Here is a 16,518-nt window from a genome sequence, read left to right as displayed (position 1 = left end):
TATTCTTATCTTTATTCTATGAGAAATAGATATAATATCATCCTGGGTATTGCCTTGCTGGTGGCCGTGGGCGCTGGCTATTTCTTTAACCTTAACCGATATGTCCACCTAACCACCAAGGAGGAAATATCAAAGGAGATGTACCACAACCTGGATTCCAAGAAAAACTGGCGGGTGGAGTGGCACTACAACTATGAGGCGGGCTTCACCACGGCCTTAACAACCATCGGCCTGGGCCTTTTGCTTACCGGGCTGTATTCAGCTAAGAGAAAGGAATCCCGTAAGCACAGGGGCTTTGTCAGTAATTGACCAAACAAGGGTAGATTTTATTTAAACCCTAGCCAGGGATTAGTTGGCCTTTATCGGGCGAGATATCCTTTCTCGGGGCTTTACCTTAAAAGGCTTTTACGGCTTTCAGCTTGAGAGAGGTTGTTGGTGAGTACACCAACAACGGCCACGAAAAAGACAGGCGCTAAAATTAGCAGCCTTCCTTTTTTATAAATGTAATTAAAGCTTTTCCTTAAAAGGAGTGATTTCTCCAAATTGGATAGGCAAAGTATATTGTACAGGCACTTTCCTACCTGCCTGCATCCCGGGCTTAAACTCCAACAAGTTAACTACCCGTTTTGCCTCTTGATCGGCATTTTTAGACAGGCCTTTAAGTATTTGGATATCTGCAGGCTTTCCTGTTGTATCTATTACAAATGACACGACAAGCCTTCCATCAATTTTTTCGGGATTGCGAATATTTTGCTGTAAGAATTTTTGAAGCCCTTTCTGACCACCATATTTGTATTCTGGCATCACTTCCATTACCACGCCTAGGGTAAAGTTAGAGGACAGTCTTTCCTCCATTTCTGTTTTTTTAGGATTGCTCTGCGCCTGGACTGGTCCAGATAAAGTTGTAAGACCTAAGCCTAAGAAAACACTAGCCATTACCCTCCTAAGCCAATAATCACAATTAAATGAGGAGGCACTTACCACCACATTATTTGTATAAAAGAGACCACATATCTGTCCTTGCTGCTTTTGAAGCTGCCTGATCTCAAATTCATTTTTTTGGGTTAAGTCAAATACTGTTTTCTGGCAGGTTGGGCAAAATCTACCGCCAGCGCAATCACTCATACTATTCCAATCCTGAGGGCAGGCAAAAGCTAAGGTAATAGTTGGCTTACTTTTCATGTTGGAATGGCTTTTAGATGGCTAGAAAAAGGACTTTTCTGAATGATACCAACTTGACGCACTTTCCATACTTTATTAATTTAAAAAATTACCCCCAAGTTAAAGCCATTAGTACCTGTAGTTCCTTTTGGCATATTTCTGTAAAAAGGCTAAAGATGTTAATCACTTATAAACCCAACTCCTCCCTTACCTTTTTAGGCAGGCCCTTAACTACCAAATCATAGGAATGATCAATTAACTGAGTCAATAGCCCAGGGGGCAGAAATGCCTCGGGCAGCACCGTGTTCCAGTGCTTCTTGTTCATGTGATAGCCAGGCTGAATGGCCGGGTATTGCTCCCTGAGCTCCATCGCCCACTCGGGGTCACATTTCAGGGCCAGGCCGGCCGCGTAGTCAGACATGCTGCAAAGGGCGAACATTTTGCCCGCCACCTTGTAAACCAACGTATCCTGGTCAAAGGGTAGGGTTTCCGCTACGTGCGGCTTGGCCAGGCAGTACTCTCTGAATTCTTCAATGTTCATAGCACCCAAGGTAAAGAAAAAGAGCCACCAGCCCAAGAAGGACTGGTGGCTCTTTTAGATCTAAAGAACGTCTGGTTAATTCGTTATCCATTTGTAGACCAGGTAAATAAAACCTACCAGGAACATGAGCATAGACACCTTGTTTATGGTGTGCATGGTGCGCAGGTTGAAGTTGGTTTTGCGGTTAGGGTCTTTCTTCCGGAAGAAGTACATGGCCACTTCTGAGAAATCAAATAAGCCTTTCATAGAATGATATCTTGCGTGAAATATGCGTCTTTTGCTTTGAAAACACCTGGCGGACAGGAATGATTTAAGGAAGGTACAAAATAATCTTTACTCCTGCACCCCTACCGGCTCCAGCCAGTTGCCGTCTTCCCTGATCAATTCTATCAGTTCATCCACGGCGCGTTCCTCGGGCACCGATTTCTTGATCACCTGTTGGCCGCGGTACAGGGCTATCTTGCCTTTGCCCACGCCCACGTAACCGTAATCGGCGTCGGCCATCTCACCGGGGCCGTTCACAATGCAGCCCATGATGCCAATCTTCACGCCTTTGAGGTGATCGGTGCGCTTTCTGATCATGGCGGTGGTCTCTTGCAGGTCAAACAGGGTGCGGCCGCAGCTGGGGCAACTGATGTACTCGGTTTTGCTCATGCGCGTGCGGGCGGCCTGCAATATCCCGAAGCCCAGTTTGTTCAGCCCGTCCAGGGTATAGCCCCACTCCTCTTGGGAGCGGTAACTCAGGTCCTGGGTGCTGAGCATGACCCCGTCTCCCAGGCCGTCAATCAAAAGCCCGCCCACGTCGGTAGCGGCGTAGAGCTGCACCTGCTCATCGGTGAGGTCTTCATAGGAACGCTTGATGATGACCGGCACGGGTTGGTGCTGGTTCATAAGCCGAATGAACGCCTTGCGCTGCTCGGGCATGGCGGCCTCGTTTTCAGTTTCCAAAATCAACACCACGTCCGGGCGGTTGTGCAGGGTCTCAATAAAATCCGTGGTCAGCTGGCCCAGAGACACCTGCACAAAATTGAGCTGCGCATGCCAGGTATTGGCGGTCTCAAACTGCGCGGCGGTATAGAGCGGGAAGCGGTCCTCGCGGTGCTCTGCTTCCAGCCAGGCGGTGTAGTCCAAGATTTCCTTCAGGCCGTTGGGTAGCATAAAGAGAATGGGCGTGCTGCCGGTATACACATAATCCGCGCCCTGGTCGCTCATGTGGAACTTGTCCAAAGACGGCGAATAGATGTGGCCTATCGGCCGAAGGTCTTCAAAGGTGATTTCCTCCAGGCGGCTCAGGTCGGCTACCACGCGGGGCACGTTATGCCCGCCAAGGTTCAACACCTCACGGGCTTCGCGACGGTGGTACTGGAAAGGGTTGTATGGAAGCTGGCAGATGGGCTTGATGGGCGTATGGCCGGCGCGGGTGGCGTACCGGTCAATAAGCATTTTGGCCACGGGGGCCTCCAGCTCGGGGGCCTCGGTGAGGGAAACCCGCACGGTATCACCCAGGCCGTCTTCCAGCAGAGTGCCTATGCCCACGGCAGATTTCACGCGTCCGTCCTCACCTTCGCCGGCTTCGGTCACGCCCAAATGTAAAGGATACGGTTGCAATCCTTCTTCCTCCAGCTTCTGCACCAGGAGGCGATAGGCCTGGACCATGACCTGGGTATTGCTGGCCTTCATAGAAAGCACTACGTCATAGTAGTTCAGGTCTTCGCAAATGCGCAGGAACTCAAGCGCACTCTCCACCATACCCAGCGGCGTATCTCCGTAGCGGCTCAGGATGCGGTCAGACAAAGAACCGTGGTTGGTGCCAATGCGCATAGCGGTGCCGTACTCCTTGCAGATGTTCACAAGTGGAGTAAAGCGCTCGCGTATGCGGTCCAGCTCGGCCTGGTAAGTGGCGTCTGTGTAATCTATGGTCTGGAATTTCTTCTTATCAGCGTAGTTACCCGGGTTCACGCGCACTTTCTCCACCAGACGAGCAGCTAGTTCAGCAGCGTTAGGAGTGAAATGGATATCAGCGATGAGGGGCACGGTGTAGCCTCGGGCGCGGAGTTCTTGTTTGATCACACCCAGGTTCTCGGCCTCTTTCACGCTGGGGGCGGTAATGCGCACGTACTCGCACCCGGCCTCTACCATTCTAATCACCTGCTCCACTGAACCCAGGGTATCCATGGTGTCTACGGTGGTCATGGACTGGACCCGTATAGGATTGTCACCGCCCATGGCCAGGTCTCCAATACGGACCTCACGGGTAACCCTTCGCGTATAATCAGTTAAGCTGGGGCAATACAGACCACCCAGGGAGCAAGTTTCAAGGTTCATGGGAATTGTTCTTTCCATTCTTAAATAACCACAGGTCCTTCCAGATTGTTCAGGCCAGTAGACGCAAAAGTACTACCTTTTTCCCAGTCCTGCTGCCTTGGTCAGGCAGAGGAAGTAAATCACGAAGGATGGGCGCATCATGGCTTTGCAAAAGAGAAGAAGGATGTAGCTGGCCTGGCACTGATTTGAAAGTCCAGGATTCTAAAATCAGGCCAAACAGCCTCTTTGGCCAACTCTTTTTAACCAAACCATACAACACCGGTCAGGTGGGCCGCGTACTACCTGTACTAACCATAACTGCTATGTCAATACTGTTTTTATCCCAAAGCCAACGTCAGGCAGCTGCTTTGCTCCGGAAAGCAGGATTGAGCCAATTACCCATTGCCGCCACTATTCAACTCACCCGCGAAACCGCCGAGAATTGGCTGCACCAGGAAATGGAGCAGGGCAACCTGCCGCTTATTTTCCAGATGGTAAAAGGCGATTGCCTGGAAAAGGATTCTCAATTGCTGTTTGATGAATTGAAGGATCTGGTAGTGGCCAAGTACATTGTGCGCCTGCAACTGGACTATGACCTCGCCTCCCAAACTGCCACCGTGCTTCTGCCCTTCATCCTCAAAAGGATGGTAGAACTCATGCAGAAAAATCCGCAGTTTAAAATGTGGTGGGAGAACATGGACCTTCGGAAACACCTGCCCTCCCGGGAATTCCTCAAAACCAGGTTCAGGAACATGGGCTCCTCTTGGCATGGTAAATCCTCAGAAAACAACGCGTTTGCCTGATCATGGGCTGTTTTAAGCCTGTTTTTCGAAAAAACAGGCTTAAAACAGTTATTCCTGCTTGCGCTTCGCAAAGTCAAAACAACCTATTACTCTTCCTCAGGACCCTTTCTTAGCATAGGATCTTCAGTAGAGGCATTGGCTTCTCCTTGCTCCTTTAATCTGTCCAGGCGGTCAGCGATACGGTCCCGCACCTTATGGTCTTTCAGGTTCGTCTGCTGGTCCAGGTCTAACTCCTGGGGATTAACCTGCCGGGCCAGTTCTTGCAACTGGAAAACGTAGGTGTCAATACGGTTAATGGCTTCAGACACAAAGGGGCTGGCATGGGAATTTTCTTCTGACAGCCCAGCTTTCACCCCCTCTGCCCTCCTAATCTCATTCTGGACCAGAAGCGCCACATTGCCGTGCATCAATTGCTCATGCTCAAACCGTTTCTTAAAAGCTGGAAAGTCAAACTGCATAAAAATCTCCGTTACCTGTTCGTTGCCTTTCCGTTACGCCTAATAAACCCGGAAGTTCTAGCATCATCGTCTTAACTAATAACCTGCAATTACGTAGCCCATAGAAACCATCCATTCTTTAGGCATGCCCCTTCCCTTTCTCCAACGAAGTCACGTTTACGCGGCCAATTTGCTGCACAAGGCGGGTTTAACGGTCACGCAGATACCCCAGGCAGTGAAGATTGCCCGTGAGACGGTAGAGCTTTGGCTACAGAAAGAAATGGAAAGCGGCAATGCCCAACAGGCGGTGCAGGTACTCAAGGGCCAGGTGAAGGAGAAAGGAACCCAGTTACTTTTAGACCGTCTTAAAGGGATGCTTCTGGTGAAACTAATGCTGCACCTGGGCATTAGGGGCGCCATGGCCTCTTCAGTTGTTTCCTTACTCCTACCGTTCGTCCTGAAAAGAGTTTATAACCTGGCAAGGGAGAACCCTAAGATACAAGCCTGGTGGCAGGAACAGGAATGGCGGGAGCGAATTCCTACTACCGAGGATATTAAAACCAAAATCAAAGACGCCGGCAAGAAACTTTACCCCAAAAAGGTGGACCCAGCCAATGAATCGCCTTTGTTTCTTTAAATAAAGTGTTCTTCTTAAAAAGTAAGCTTCTGTTTTAAGGCACTTTTCCAAAAAACAGGCTTAAAACAGAAAACTGTATAAAAGAGAAGCCCCTGCCATGGCAGGGGCTTCTCTTTATAAGGTAAGTGGCAAGGATTAATGTCTGAACATCATTTCCCGGTATTTCACCAGTGGCCACTGCTCATCATCTACAATCAGCTCCAACTTGTCTACACTGCGCCGGATCACATCAAAGAAGGTAAGCACCTCATCTGTGTACATGATGGCCTTCTCCCGGGTTTCTTCCAGTTTGTTGGCCACTTTACGCTTGCTCACCATGGCATCAACATTGGTTTTGATGATAGCTAGGTGGCGGGAGATATTCTTGATGGTATCAAGGGTGGTTTTGGTGAACTCATCGTCTTCCAAACCAATCTCGCGCAGGCCTTTGATGTTTTCCACCAATTTGGTTTGGTAAGCCACCGCCGTAGGAATGATATGGTTCATGGCCAGGTCACCCATTACGCGGGCTTCAATCTGCACCCTTTTGATGTAATCTTCCAGCAGGATGTCATGCCGGGCATGCAGTTCACGGGTACTGAAAATGTTGTGCTTGGTAAACACCTCGGTAGCGGTTTGGTCTACCAATTTGTCCAGGGCTTGCGGGGTCTTGCGGATGTTGCTAAGGCCGCGTCGCTCTGCTTCGTCTTCCCACTCTTTGGAATAACCGTTGCCTTCAAATCGGATCACCTTAGAGGAGATCACGTAGTCGCGCAATACATCAATAATGGCTACTTCTTTTTTCTTGCCCTTGGCCATCATCTCTTCCACGCTGTTTCTGAAATCAATGAGTTGATCAGCCACAATAGTGTTAAGCGTGGTCATGGAATTAGAGCTGTTCGCAGAGGAACCTACCGCCCGGAACTCAAACTTGTTGCCCGTGAAGGCGAACGGCGAGGTACGGTTGCGGTCTGTGTTGTCCAACAGGATCTCAGGGATCTTGTCAATGCCCAGTTTCAGGTATACGTTGTCGCCTTTGTCCAAGGGAAGTTTGGCGGTACGCTCCAACTCATCCAGCACCTCGGTCAGTTTCTTGCCCACAAACACAGACATGATGGCTGGTGGCGCCTCGTTGGCACCCAGGCGGTGATCATTGCTCGCAGAGGCAATACTGGCGCGCAGCAGATCGGCGTAGCGATGCACCGCTTTCACGGTGGTAATAAAGAAGGTAAGGAACTGAAGGTTCTCTTTTGGCCGGCGGCCCGGGGCAAGAAGGTTCACGCCGGTATCTGTGCTCAAGGCCCAGTTGTTGTGCTTACCGCTGCCGTTCACGCCTTTGAAAGGTTTCTCGTGCAAGAGCACCTTAAAGTGATGCTTCTCTGCTACGCGGTCTAACACGTCCATTAACAGCTGGTTATGGTCAATGGCCAGGTTGGCATCCTCAAAGGTAGGAGCGCACTCAAACTGGTTTGGGGCCACCTCATTGTGGCGGGTACGCAAAGGAATACCCAGCTTATGCGACTCGGCCTCAAAGTCAATCATGAAGGCATGTACTCTGGACGGTATAGCACCAAAGTAATGGTCTTCCAACTGCTGGCCTTTGGCCGGCTCATGACCGAAGACAGTTCTGCCGGTCATCACCAGGTCTGGGCGGGCGTCATATAGGGCGCGGTCTACCAGGAAATACTCCTGCTCAATGCCCAGGGTGGTAGTTACCTTGGTCACATCCTTGTCAAAATACTGGCACACGTCTAGCGCGGCTTTCTCTAACAGGTCCAGGCTTTTCAACAGCGGGGCTTTGTAATCAAGGGCCTCGCCGGTATAGGAAACGAAAATGGTAGGCACGCACAGAGTCTTAGCGCCGGCGTTCTCAATGATAAAGGCTGGAGAAGTAGGGTCCCAGGCGGTATAGCCACGGGCCTCAAAGGTGTTCCGGATGCCGCCGTTAGGAAAAGAAGAGGCATCTGGCTCTTGCTGCACCAGGGCGCTGCCTTTGAAGCTTTCAATGGCGCGGCCATCTGAGCTCAGGTCAAAGAAAGAATCGTGCTTTTCTGCTGTTTCGCCGGTTAACGGCTGAAACCAGTGGGTGTAATGGGTAGCTCCCAGGCTTAGGGCCCAGGTTTTCATGGCTCCAGCCACCGCGTCTGCCAGGCTACGGTCCACTTTAGTCCCGTTCTTAACTGCAAATTGTAAACGCTTGAAATAGTCTCCGGCTAGGGTGGCCCGCATGGCTTCCAGGCCAAATACGTTTTTGCCGTAATAATCAGAGATTTTGTCTGAGGGTTGCTTCACCTCTACTGGCGACCGTTGGCTTACCAACTCTAATGCCTTAAAACGAAGAATGGCCATTAATTTTCAGGATTTAAATAATCAGTGCCCAAATGTACTACAAGAATTACCACATGCAAGAACACCACCCCATTTTTTTAGGGCATTTTTCAAAATATTATGGCAATATCTTAAAATACCCATTCAATTTAAAGGGTATTTTTCAAACCTAACACTTGTTATCCTGTAAAACCCCCTCTTTTTTAAGGGTCTTTCAAGAAACCACGCTTTTTGTAGGTGATTTGGCTTTTGCGGTATATTTGCCCCGTGAAAAGAATACTTATAAGATCTTGCAGCTACTTTCTGTTCTGGACGCTGTTTTTTATCCTGTGCCGGGCATTTTTTCTACTATACCAGCATGAAAAGGCGGCTAGTTTAACCTTTGAAGAGATTATTCAGGTTTTCTGGTATGGCCTACGCATGGACCTTTCGTTTGCCGCCTACCTAAGTGTCCTCCCTTTTCTGTTGTTCCTGAATGAGACGGCCTTCCGGAAGCCCTTCTTTTTAAAGGTTATTTCTGGCTACACCTATGTTTTGCTGGTGATCATCGCTTTACTGGTCACCGGAGATCTGGAATTATATTCTGCCTGGGGCTTCAGATTGGACTCCACCCCACTTCAATACCTAAACACCCCGGCAGAGATGCTGGCTTCCACGGCCTCGGCTCCCGTATGGTTGTTGGCTTTACTGTTTCTGGCTTTGCTGGCCGCCGGGGTACTGGGTTTTCGGTTAATCAAAAGCAAATGGAAACCAGCCGAGAAGATAAAACGCAAGCACCTTACCGCGGAGCTGCTCTTAAGCCTGTTTTTGCTGGCGCTTTTGGTTTTACCAATCAGAGGAGGTTGGCAGCAGATTCCGTTGAACCAGAGTGACGTTTACTTTTCGCACAAGATTTTCGCTAACCACGCCGGGGTGAATGTACCCTGGAATGTGATGCATTCGGTGCTCAAGAAGAACCACAACACCAAAAACCCTTATCTCTTCCTGCCAGATGCGCAGGCCCAGGCGCTGGTCCAGGAACTATACCAACCCAAAAGCGACTCGGTGCCTTCTTTATTAAGAGTGAAAAGACCCAATATTCTGTTCATCATTCTGGAGAGTTACACGGCCAAGTTGGTAGGCAGTTTGGGGGGAACTCCAGGGGTGACCCCAAATTTTGATGCCCTGGCTAAGAAAGGAGTGCTTTTCCAGAATATCTATGCCTCCGGTGACCGAAGCGAAAAAGGCATGGTGGCTTTACTCAGCGGCTATCCGGTGCAGACAACTACCTCTATTATCAAAACCCCCAAGAAAACGGAGCGTCTGCCTCAATTGGCGGCTGAACTGAAGAAACAAGGCTACCAGACCAGCTATTACTATGGAGGTGAACTGGCCTTTGCCAACATTAAGTCTTACCTTATCAATGGCCAATATGACCGGCTATTGGAGAAAAACGACTTCCCCAGCGAGTATTACAATTCCAAATGGGGTGTGCATGACCATATCCTGTTTGACAAAGTCCTAGCCGATCACCAAAATCCCAAGCAGCCCTTCCTCACCACCATTTTTACCCTTAGCAGCCACGAGCCTTATGATATTCCCATTCCGGCCAAGTTCCCGGGAACCGATGAGGTGACCCAGTTCCAGAACTCCTTTTATTATACAGACTGGGCCCTGGGCAAATTCATAGCGGCCGCCGAAAAGCAGCCCTGGTGGAAAAACACGCTGGTGGTATTGGTGGCGGACCACGGCCACCCCTTTCCGGGCCGGGACCAGAACGACGCCCCCAGCAAGTTCCGGATTCCGTTGCTGCTAGCCGGCGGCGCCCTGGCGGTGCAGGACACCGTGATCACCAACATTGGCTCCCAAACCGATCTGGTGCCCACCCTCCTTCAACAAATGGGTCTGCCCTCCTACCAGTTCGCCTGGAGTAAAAACCTACTTGACCCTAAGGCTACCAACTTTGCGTTTTATGTTTTCAATGACGGATTTGGAATGGTAAGCGATCAGGGCGTAGTCACTTTTGACAATGTGGCCAAACGTCCCATCCACAAAGACCCGGCCGTTACCCAAAAACAAGTGGAGCAGGGAAAGGCCTATATGCAAATCAGTTTCGGGGATTTCCTGAAAAAGTAAGCTAGTTGCCAGTTTTAGGCTGTTTTGATAAAAATGGCCTTAAAACTCCAGAAGCAAATAATGGCAAGGCAGACTAGTTGTAACAGGCTTTACATTGGGGAATTGGAATTGATGGTTTGTTTGTTCAAACGTATTAAAGAATGGATTCAGTTTGCGTTTTGAAGGCGTTTTCCTGAAAACAACCTTAAAACGCACGTATTTACAGGCAACTGACAACAAACAACTGACCGCTAACAACTATTTCCCGTTTCTCCGTACCTTTGTGCCTTGATTATGAAAAAGGTAGCATTTTATACATTAGGCTGTAAACTCAATTTCTCTGAGACCTCAACCCTGGGTAGAATCTTCACAGAGCGTGGTTTTGAGAAAGTGGAGTTCACAGATGCCCCAGATATTTACGTCATCAATACCTGCTCTGTCACCGACAATGCAGATAAGAAATGCCGCAAGGTGGTAAAGGAAGCGCTGAAGCATTCGCCTAACGCCTTTATTACCGTGGTGGGTTGCTATGCCCAGCTAAAGCCGAAGGAAATTTCTGAAATCCCTGGCGTAGACGCCGTCTTGGGTGCTGCCGAGAAATTCCAGTTGGTAGACATTCTGGAGACCTTTGAGAAGAAGGAAGCCCCGCAGGTGTATGCCAGCCCCGTTTCTGAGGCCAACACCTTCGTGAATGCCTACTCTTTCGGGGACCGTACCCGCACGTTTTTGAAAGTACAAGACGGCTGTGACTATTCCTGCACCTTCTGCACCATTCCCCAGGCCCGCGGCAAGAGCCGAAGTAACACCATTGAGAAAGTAGTGGCCGAGGCCATCAGCATTGGCAATTCGGGCGTGAAGGAGATCGTGCTTACCGGCGTAAACACCGGCGACTTTGGCTTGCAGGAAGGCGAACGCAAGGAAAATTTCTTCCAGCTGGTACAGGAACTGGACAAGGTGGAGAATGTAAGCCGGTTTAGGATTTCTTCCATTGAGCCTAATCTTTTAAGTGAAGAGATTATCCAGTTCGTGGCTGCCTCTCAACGCTTTATGCCGCACTTTCACGTGCCCTTGCAATCTGGCAGCAATAAGATATTAAAGCTCATGCGCCGCCGTTACCTGCGTGAGTTGTATGCGCAGCGTGTGGACTGGATTAAAGCCGCCATGCCCCACGCCTGCATCGGGGTAGATGTGATTGTGGGATTCCCGGGCGAGACCGAAGAAGATTTCCTGGAGACTTATAATTTCCTGAATAACCTGAATGTAAGCTACCTGCACGTGTTCCCGTACTCTGAGCGGGCCAACACCATGGCCGTAGACTTGCCGGGCGTAGTACCGCAGAAAGACCGTAACCGACGGGCAGACATGCTGCGCATACTCTCTGAGAAGAAAAAGCGCGCCTTCTATGAAAGCCAGATTGGCTATGAAGGAAAGGTTTTGTTTGAAGCCGATATCACCGATGGCCAGATGGAAGGCTTCACTGAGAACTACGTGCGCGTGGTGGCCAAATATGACCCGGTACTGGTGAACGAGCAGAAGCATGTGCGCCTGACCAATATCACCCCTGCCGGCTTAATGGAAGCCGAAGAAACTTACCATGAACTTTTAGCCCATTAATCCTATATAGATTTTAGTAGTATACTCTACAGGAAAAGCCCAACCTGAACGCAAACGTTTTGGTTGGGCTTTTCTCTTTAGGTCCTAGCGAATAGAATAGCTAGCTTACTTTCTAAAAAAGCACTCTTACTCTTCTTGGGGCTCTACAGCCAAAAGCGCTGTCTGGCTTCTAGCCATCTTCTGGGCCAGGATACTCGCTGAAATCAATTGCAGGGCGTGGTACAGCATCAGGGGCAACAGCACAATTCCCACCAGGTTGGCGTCAGGGAAAAGTACTTTAGACATAACTGTGCCATGCACCAAAGACTTTTTGGAACCGCAGAAAACGGCCGTGATGCGGTCCTCTCGGTTAAAATGCAGGAAAGTGCTCACCAAATGGATCAGGCTCAGCACCAAGAAGAACAAGGCCACCATGGAAATCCCTAGAACTAACAGACTTCCCCAGCTATAGTCTTTAAACATTTCGCGGGCGAAAGACTCACAGAAAGAGGTGTAGACAATCAGCAGGATAATGGCTTGGTCCAGCAACCGCAGCCGGGCTTTGTGCTTTTCAGCGAAGGCACCAAACCGCTTGTGCAGAAGAATACCCATGGTGACCGGTAATAGTACCTGCACCATCAATTTGCCAATGACCGTTCCCAGGTCCATGTCATGGGCGGCGCTGGTTTCCATGAAAACGGTCATCCAGAGGGGTGTCATGAAAACGCCCACAAGGCTGGAGATACTGGCATTGAAGATAGCTGCCGGAATATTACCTCCCGCAATAGAGACCATGACCACCGAGGAAGAAACTGTAGAAGGCAAAGCTGCCAGGTACAATGCCCCCAGCCAAAGTAATTCTTGGTCGGGGGTTCCTAAAATGGCCTTCGCGGCCCATACCAGAAGCGGGAACAAGAGAAAGGTGCTGAGTTGCACCACCAGGTGCAGCCGCCAACTGCTCAGTCCCGCCTTTAGTTTTTCCGGGCTCAAGCGCAGACCATAGAAAAAGAAGATAAGCCCTACCCCATAGCTGGCAATGTCCGCCAACGGCAATGGTCCATCTTCCTCCCCGAACGCTGGGTACAGATAGGCCAGCAAAATGATAGCCAATAAGGCCAATAAGAAACCGTCCAGACCTAATTTCTTTAGGAAACCTGGCAGGCTTTGGCGGGGGCTTTTAGGTGGATTAGTAAGCGGTTGGTCTATGGGCATAAAGGAGACAGGGTTCTAATTTCGCAATCCCTGCCTACGGACAAAGATGGAAGCTTTGTTACCCGCCACCAAAATTTCCTCCTGGAAAATCCGGAATTAAGCCTCTCCGAAAAGAAGACTCCCCGAAAACTAAGCGCCTAAATTTCTTCCTTTTCTATTTTGGGCCTGTTTTCTGAAAAACAGGCCCAAAACGACTATGCCACCTTGAAAGTAGATGGGAACTCCAAGGTCTCTACCTGAATTTATAGACCACTCCCATTTCCTCCCTGTAGTAATCGCATGATTTTAAAATTGTTCTGAAACCGAACAATGAATGTCCGGTTTCAGAACAATTTGCTTTGCTATTACCTTTACTAACAAATTGTTTATCAATACCTTACAATACGTTCATGTCTTTGGCAAACTAATTGACTTCCCCTGCACCAAGGCTCCTTTTTCCGCATCGCAAAGCAGGAAGCCAACCAAAACTTAAAAATTTAACAAACCCCCAAGCAACCATCTTAATCCGGCCGTCATCTATGGGGTAAGAACGTCGCGAAGTTTGAGAGTACCTGAACCCAATCCTTATCACCCTTACAGCTTACCCCTACCTATGAAAAAACTTCTTCCTTTTCTTTTAAGTACGCTCCTCTGCCTCTCTACGCTTCTTTCCCAAGCCCAGTCAACCAACGCGCTTACCGGTATTATCAAAGATGAAAAAGGAGAACCTCTTAGCTATGGCACCGTCACCTTGTTAAAAGCTGCAGATGGCGCCATTGCCAACGGCGCAGGCGTAGAAGTGAACGGTAGCTTTAAAATGCCTGCTCCTGCTCCTGGTAGTTATCGCCTGAAGATCAGTGCCATGGGCTACGCGGAGTTCACAACGCCCAATTTCACCGTTTCAGGGGCTGGGTTCTCCAAAGATTTCGGCACCATCACCTTAAAAACAGACGCCACGCAGTTACAGGAAGTTACGGTAGAATCTATGCGCCCCACCATTGTAAATCACCCAGACAAAATGGTGGTGAGCGTGGAAGGAACGGCCATGGCGGCCGGGAGTACGGCAATGGAAGTGTTGGCTAAATCGCCGGGGGTGTGGGTAGACCAGGACGGCAACATCCAGCTCAACGGCAAGGCCGGCGTGAAGGTGATGATAGACGGCAAGCTTTCCTACCTCTCTGGCAAGCAACTGCAAACCATGCTGCAGAGCATGCCCGCCGAAAACCTGAAAGACCTGGAGATCATCAACAACCCCTCGGCCAAATATGACGCCGAAGGCAACGCCGGTATCATCAATATCAACCTTAAGAAAAACACCCAGGCAGGCATGAACGGCAGCGTGTATTCGGGGTACCAATACAACGGGGAGCACGGGTATTCTGGAGGTGCCAACCTCAATTACAAATCCGGCCAGTGGAACTCCTCCGCCAACCTGGACATGGGCCGTTGGATCAATCTGCGCACCAACACCATGGACCGGCTTTTCAATACTCAGGAAGGCAGCACCCGCTTCGCCCAATCGGGCCGCGAGGTAGGCATCAGGGCCACCCCTTCCCTGCGCCTGGGCACCGACTATGACCTCAATGAAAAACACAGCCTGGGGGCCACGGTGAAGATCAACGCGCAAGACTGGGATAACATTTTCAGCACCAATACGCGCCTGTACACGCCGGTTCCGGCGGAAGATCAAAACATCAGGGCCCAAAACACCATAGACGGCAAATACCTCAATGCTACGCTTAACGGCCATTATACCTATAAGCTAGACACGCTGGGCAGCACCTTCTCCACCGACCTGGATTATGTCCGCATAAAAGACGAGGACCAGGCCAGGTTCACTAACTCCTACGCCTATCCCAACAGCAACCAAGCCACCAGAGATGAATTCCTGGGTAGCAATAACCCCACCCAATACTTTATTTATGCGGCCAAGGCCGATTTCACCAAGAAGTTCCTGAACAAAAGCAAACTGGAAACCGGACTCAAGGCCAGTTATGTGAAATCAGACAATGAGCTGCAGTTCTTTTCCCTGGAAGGCAACCGCCAAATCAATGACCCCGCCCGCAGTAACCACTTTATCTATAAAGAAAACATTTACGCCGGGTACCTTAATTACAGCCTGAACCTGGGCACCAATTGGAGCGTGCAGGCGGGGCTTCGGGCTGAGCAGACCCACTCCAAAGGCTATTCGGTGACCTTAGATAAAACTACGCCCAGAGATTACCTTGATTTCTTCCCAAGCGTTTTTGTGCAACAGAAGGTAAGCGACAATTACCAGTTGACCTATAACTACAGCCGCCGGGTCAACCGCCCTAATTACGGCTCGCTTAACCCGTTCATCTTCTACCTTGATCCCCTTACCTGGGCCCAGGGAAACCCTTACCTGCGGCCTATGTACGCCAACTCCTTCCAGGTAACCCAAACCTGGAAGAGCGCCTACATCTTAACGCTGGGATATTCCAAAACCACCGATTTTATTGGCGAGATACCAGTGCAGAAAAATGAGGACAACACCACCGTCTTCGGGCCCAGAAACGTCGATGACTTTTACAGCTACTTCAGCACCTTGGTGGCCCCGGTGAAAATTTCCAACAAATGGGATATCAACAATACCGTTAACGTCGGCTACCAGAAGTTCTCCATTTTCCTGAATGGTGAACGGCAAGTGAACAAACAGTTTTCCTACAGCCTAAACTCCAACCACAACCTTCAACTGCCTAAGAAAATCAAGCTGGAGCTGAACGCTGGGTTCCAGGGTCCGCAGGCCTATGGCTTATATATAATAGAGAAGAACTGGTGGTTGGATGCCGGTATAAAGCGCTCCTTCCTGAAAGATCAACTGGAAACCTCGCTTTCGGTGACCGATATCTTCAGGACCAGAAAAGTGGTGGGCTCGGCGAACCTGGGGGAAAACATCAATGCCTTTGACCAGTATTTCGGGGCCCAGAGCGTGAAGATCAATTTCAGGTACCGGTTCAACAAAGGCGAATCCTTTGAAATGAAACGCCGCAACACCAGCCTGGAAGAAATGAACCGGGCCGGCGGTAATTAATTTTCTGATTCCTGTTTTGGGCCTAGTTTACGGAAAACAGGCCCAAATCAGGAATCAGAAGGTTCTTTATTATTAAAGTCTGAAACCATTAAACCAACTTAAAATGCCTTGCTTGTCCACCTCCTACCCGCTCTGAAAAAATATTTTAGTTAAAATGCAACAGTACCTTGCTTTACATAGTACCTTCTAATATATTTGTTCCATCATTAGAGGTTAATCACTCACCAAACCAGTACCGATATGGAAAACACAACCCTCCTTCAACTAATTATCCAAGTTTTATGCTTGGTAGGCTCCTTCATGGTAGTGGTGTTTGCCTATGTGGCCCTGACTACCAAAAAGAAGGCTGTTGGCCCAGGAAAAGCATTTTATCCGCTAGCCCCTCCTCTCTTTAGAAG

13 protein-coding genes are annotated in these 16,518 nt (G+C 49.5%); 6 read left to right on the top strand and 7 right to left on the bottom strand.

Features of this window, described 5'->3' with window-relative positions; translation table 11 throughout:
• Positions 1 to 18 precede the first annotated feature (18 nt).
• Positions 19 to 309 carry a hypothetical protein gene (locus tag ACYVJQ_RS08820; RefSeq protein ID WP_460892707.1) on the top strand — a complete coding sequence of 97 codons (291 nt, stop codon included), beginning with the start codon at positions 19 to 21 and terminating at the stop codon, positions 307 to 309.
• A 198-nt stretch (positions 310 to 507) separates the two neighbouring features.
• On the opposite strand, the gene ACYVJQ_RS08815 is transcribed toward ACYVJQ_RS08820, so the two are convergent.
• From ACYVJQ_RS08815 to ispG, 4 genes are all read right to left on the bottom strand, one after another.
• Positions 508 to 1,182, bottom strand: a complete 675-nt coding sequence (locus tag ACYVJQ_RS08815; RefSeq protein WP_460892706.1) for an energy transducer TonB — start codon at positions 1,180 to 1,182, stop codon at positions 508 to 510.
• Between the two features lie 166 nt (positions 1,183 to 1,348).
• The gene (locus ACYVJQ_RS08810; RefSeq protein ID WP_460892705.1) at positions 1,349 to 1,702 is read right to left on the bottom strand and encodes an MmcQ/YjbR family DNA-binding protein; all 354 of its coding nucleotides are present in this window, start codon (positions 1,700 to 1,702) and stop codon (positions 1,349 to 1,351) included.
• Between the two features lie 75 nt (positions 1,703 to 1,777).
• Positions 1,778 to 1,948, bottom strand: a complete 171-nt coding sequence (locus tag ACYVJQ_RS08805) for a DUF6728 family protein (protein WP_460892704.1) — start codon at positions 1,946 to 1,948, stop codon at positions 1,778 to 1,780.
• Between the two features lie 87 nt (positions 1,949 to 2,035).
• Entirely contained in the window at positions 2,036 to 4,027 is a 1,992-nt protein-coding gene (gene ispG, locus ACYVJQ_RS08800) for a (E)-4-hydroxy-3-methylbut-2-enyl-diphosphate synthase (RefSeq protein WP_460892703.1), read from the bottom strand.
• Between the two features lie 302 nt (positions 4,028 to 4,329).
• Here ispG and ACYVJQ_RS08795 point away from each other — a divergent pair, with 302 nt between their 5' ends.
• Positions 4,330 to 4,809 carry a hypothetical protein gene (locus ACYVJQ_RS08795; RefSeq protein WP_460892702.1) on the top strand — a complete coding sequence of 160 codons (480 nt, stop codon included), beginning with the start codon at positions 4,330 to 4,332 and terminating at the stop codon, positions 4,807 to 4,809.
• An 86-nt stretch (positions 4,810 to 4,895) separates the two neighbouring features.
• On the opposite strand, the gene ACYVJQ_RS08790 is transcribed toward ACYVJQ_RS08795, so the two are convergent.
• On the bottom strand, positions 4,896 to 5,267 hold the full coding sequence (locus ACYVJQ_RS08790; RefSeq protein WP_460892701.1) for a hypothetical protein: 372 nt from the start codon (positions 5,265 to 5,267) through the stop codon (positions 4,896 to 4,898).
• A 124-nt stretch (positions 5,268 to 5,391) separates the two neighbouring features.
• Here ACYVJQ_RS08790 and ACYVJQ_RS08785 point away from each other — a divergent pair, with 124 nt between their 5' ends.
• The gene (locus ACYVJQ_RS08785) at positions 5,392 to 5,883 is read left to right on the top strand and encodes a hypothetical protein (RefSeq protein ID WP_460892700.1); all 492 of its coding nucleotides are present in this window, start codon (positions 5,392 to 5,394) and stop codon (positions 5,881 to 5,883) included.
• A gap of 135 nt (positions 5,884 to 6,018) precedes the next feature.
• Here ACYVJQ_RS08785 and ACYVJQ_RS08780 read toward each other — a convergent pair whose 3' ends face one another.
• Positions 6,019 to 8,211, bottom strand: a complete 2,193-nt coding sequence (locus ACYVJQ_RS08780; RefSeq protein WP_460892699.1) for a glutamine synthetase III family protein — start codon at positions 8,209 to 8,211, stop codon at positions 6,019 to 6,021.
• A gap of 399 nt (positions 8,212 to 8,610) precedes the next feature.
• On the opposite strand from ACYVJQ_RS08780, the gene ACYVJQ_RS08775 reads away from it, so the two are divergent.
• Both ACYVJQ_RS08775 and mtaB read left to right on the top strand, forming a co-directional pair.
• The gene (locus ACYVJQ_RS08775) at positions 8,611 to 10,305 is read left to right on the top strand and encodes an LTA synthase family protein (protein WP_460892698.1); all 1,695 of its coding nucleotides are present in this window, start codon (positions 8,611 to 8,613) and stop codon (positions 10,303 to 10,305) included.
• Positions 10,306 to 10,578: 273 nt separating this feature from the next.
• Entirely contained in the window at positions 10,579 to 11,898 is a 1,320-nt protein-coding gene (mtaB, locus tag ACYVJQ_RS08770) for a tRNA (N(6)-L-threonylcarbamoyladenosine(37)-C(2))-methylthiotransferase MtaB (protein WP_460892697.1), read from the top strand.
• A 126-nt stretch (positions 11,899 to 12,024) separates the two neighbouring features.
• Here the strand turns inward: mtaB and ACYVJQ_RS08765 are convergent, their stop codons facing one another.
• A complete protein-coding gene (locus tag ACYVJQ_RS08765; protein ID WP_460892696.1) occupies positions 12,025 to 13,089 on the bottom strand; it encodes a bile acid:sodium symporter family protein in 1,065 nt (354 codons plus the stop codon).
• Positions 13,090 to 13,681: 592 nt separating this feature from the next.
• On the opposite strand from ACYVJQ_RS08765, the gene ACYVJQ_RS08760 reads away from it, so the two are divergent.
• On the top strand, positions 13,682 to 16,120 hold the full coding sequence (locus ACYVJQ_RS08760; RefSeq protein WP_460892695.1) for a TonB-dependent receptor domain-containing protein: 2,439 nt from the start codon (positions 13,682 to 13,684) through the stop codon (positions 16,118 to 16,120).
• Positions 16,121 to 16,518 lie beyond the last annotated feature (398 nt).

This window comes from Rufibacter soli, from assembly GCF_054781795.1.
This window is presented reverse-complemented; position numbering and strand designations above follow the sequence as displayed.

Coding starts and splice junctions, on each gene's coding strand:
- ACYVJQ_RS08820 (WP_460892707.1), top strand. CDS start 19: ATGAGAAATAGATATAATATCATCCTGGGTATTGCCTTGCTGGTGGCC.
- ACYVJQ_RS08815 (WP_460892706.1), bottom strand. CDS start 1,182: ATGAAAAGTAAGCCAACTATTACCTTAGCTTTTGCCTGCCCTCAGGAT.
- ACYVJQ_RS08810 (WP_460892705.1), bottom strand. CDS start 1,702: ATGAACATTGAAGAATTCAGAGAGTACTGCCTGGCCAAGCCGCACGTA.
- ACYVJQ_RS08805 (WP_460892704.1), bottom strand. CDS start 1,948: ATGAAAGGCTTATTTGATTTCTCAGAAGTGGCCATGTACTTCTTCCGG.
- ispG (WP_460892703.1), bottom strand. CDS start 4,027: ATGAACCTTGAAACTTGCTCCCTGGGTGGTCTGTATTGCCCCAGCTTA.
- ACYVJQ_RS08795 (WP_460892702.1), top strand. CDS start 4,330: ATGTCAATACTGTTTTTATCCCAAAGCCAACGTCAGGCAGCTGCTTTG.
- ACYVJQ_RS08790 (WP_460892701.1), bottom strand. CDS start 5,267: ATGCAGTTTGACTTTCCAGCTTTTAAGAAACGGTTTGAGCATGAGCAA.
- ACYVJQ_RS08785 (WP_460892700.1), top strand. CDS start 5,392: ATGCCCCTTCCCTTTCTCCAACGAAGTCACGTTTACGCGGCCAATTTG.
- ACYVJQ_RS08780 (WP_460892699.1), bottom strand. CDS start 8,211: ATGGCCATTCTTCGTTTTAAGGCATTAGAGTTGGTAAGCCAACGGTCG.
- ACYVJQ_RS08775 (WP_460892698.1), top strand. CDS start 8,611: ATGGACCTTTCGTTTGCCGCCTACCTAAGTGTCCTCCCTTTTCTGTTG.
- mtaB (WP_460892697.1), top strand. CDS start 10,579: ATGAAAAAGGTAGCATTTTATACATTAGGCTGTAAACTCAATTTCTCT.
- ACYVJQ_RS08765 (WP_460892696.1), bottom strand. CDS start 13,089: ATGCCCATAGACCAACCGCTTACTAATCCACCTAAAAGCCCCCGCCAA.
- ACYVJQ_RS08760 (WP_460892695.1), top strand. CDS start 13,682: ATGAAAAAACTTCTTCCTTTTCTTTTAAGTACGCTCCTCTGCCTCTCT.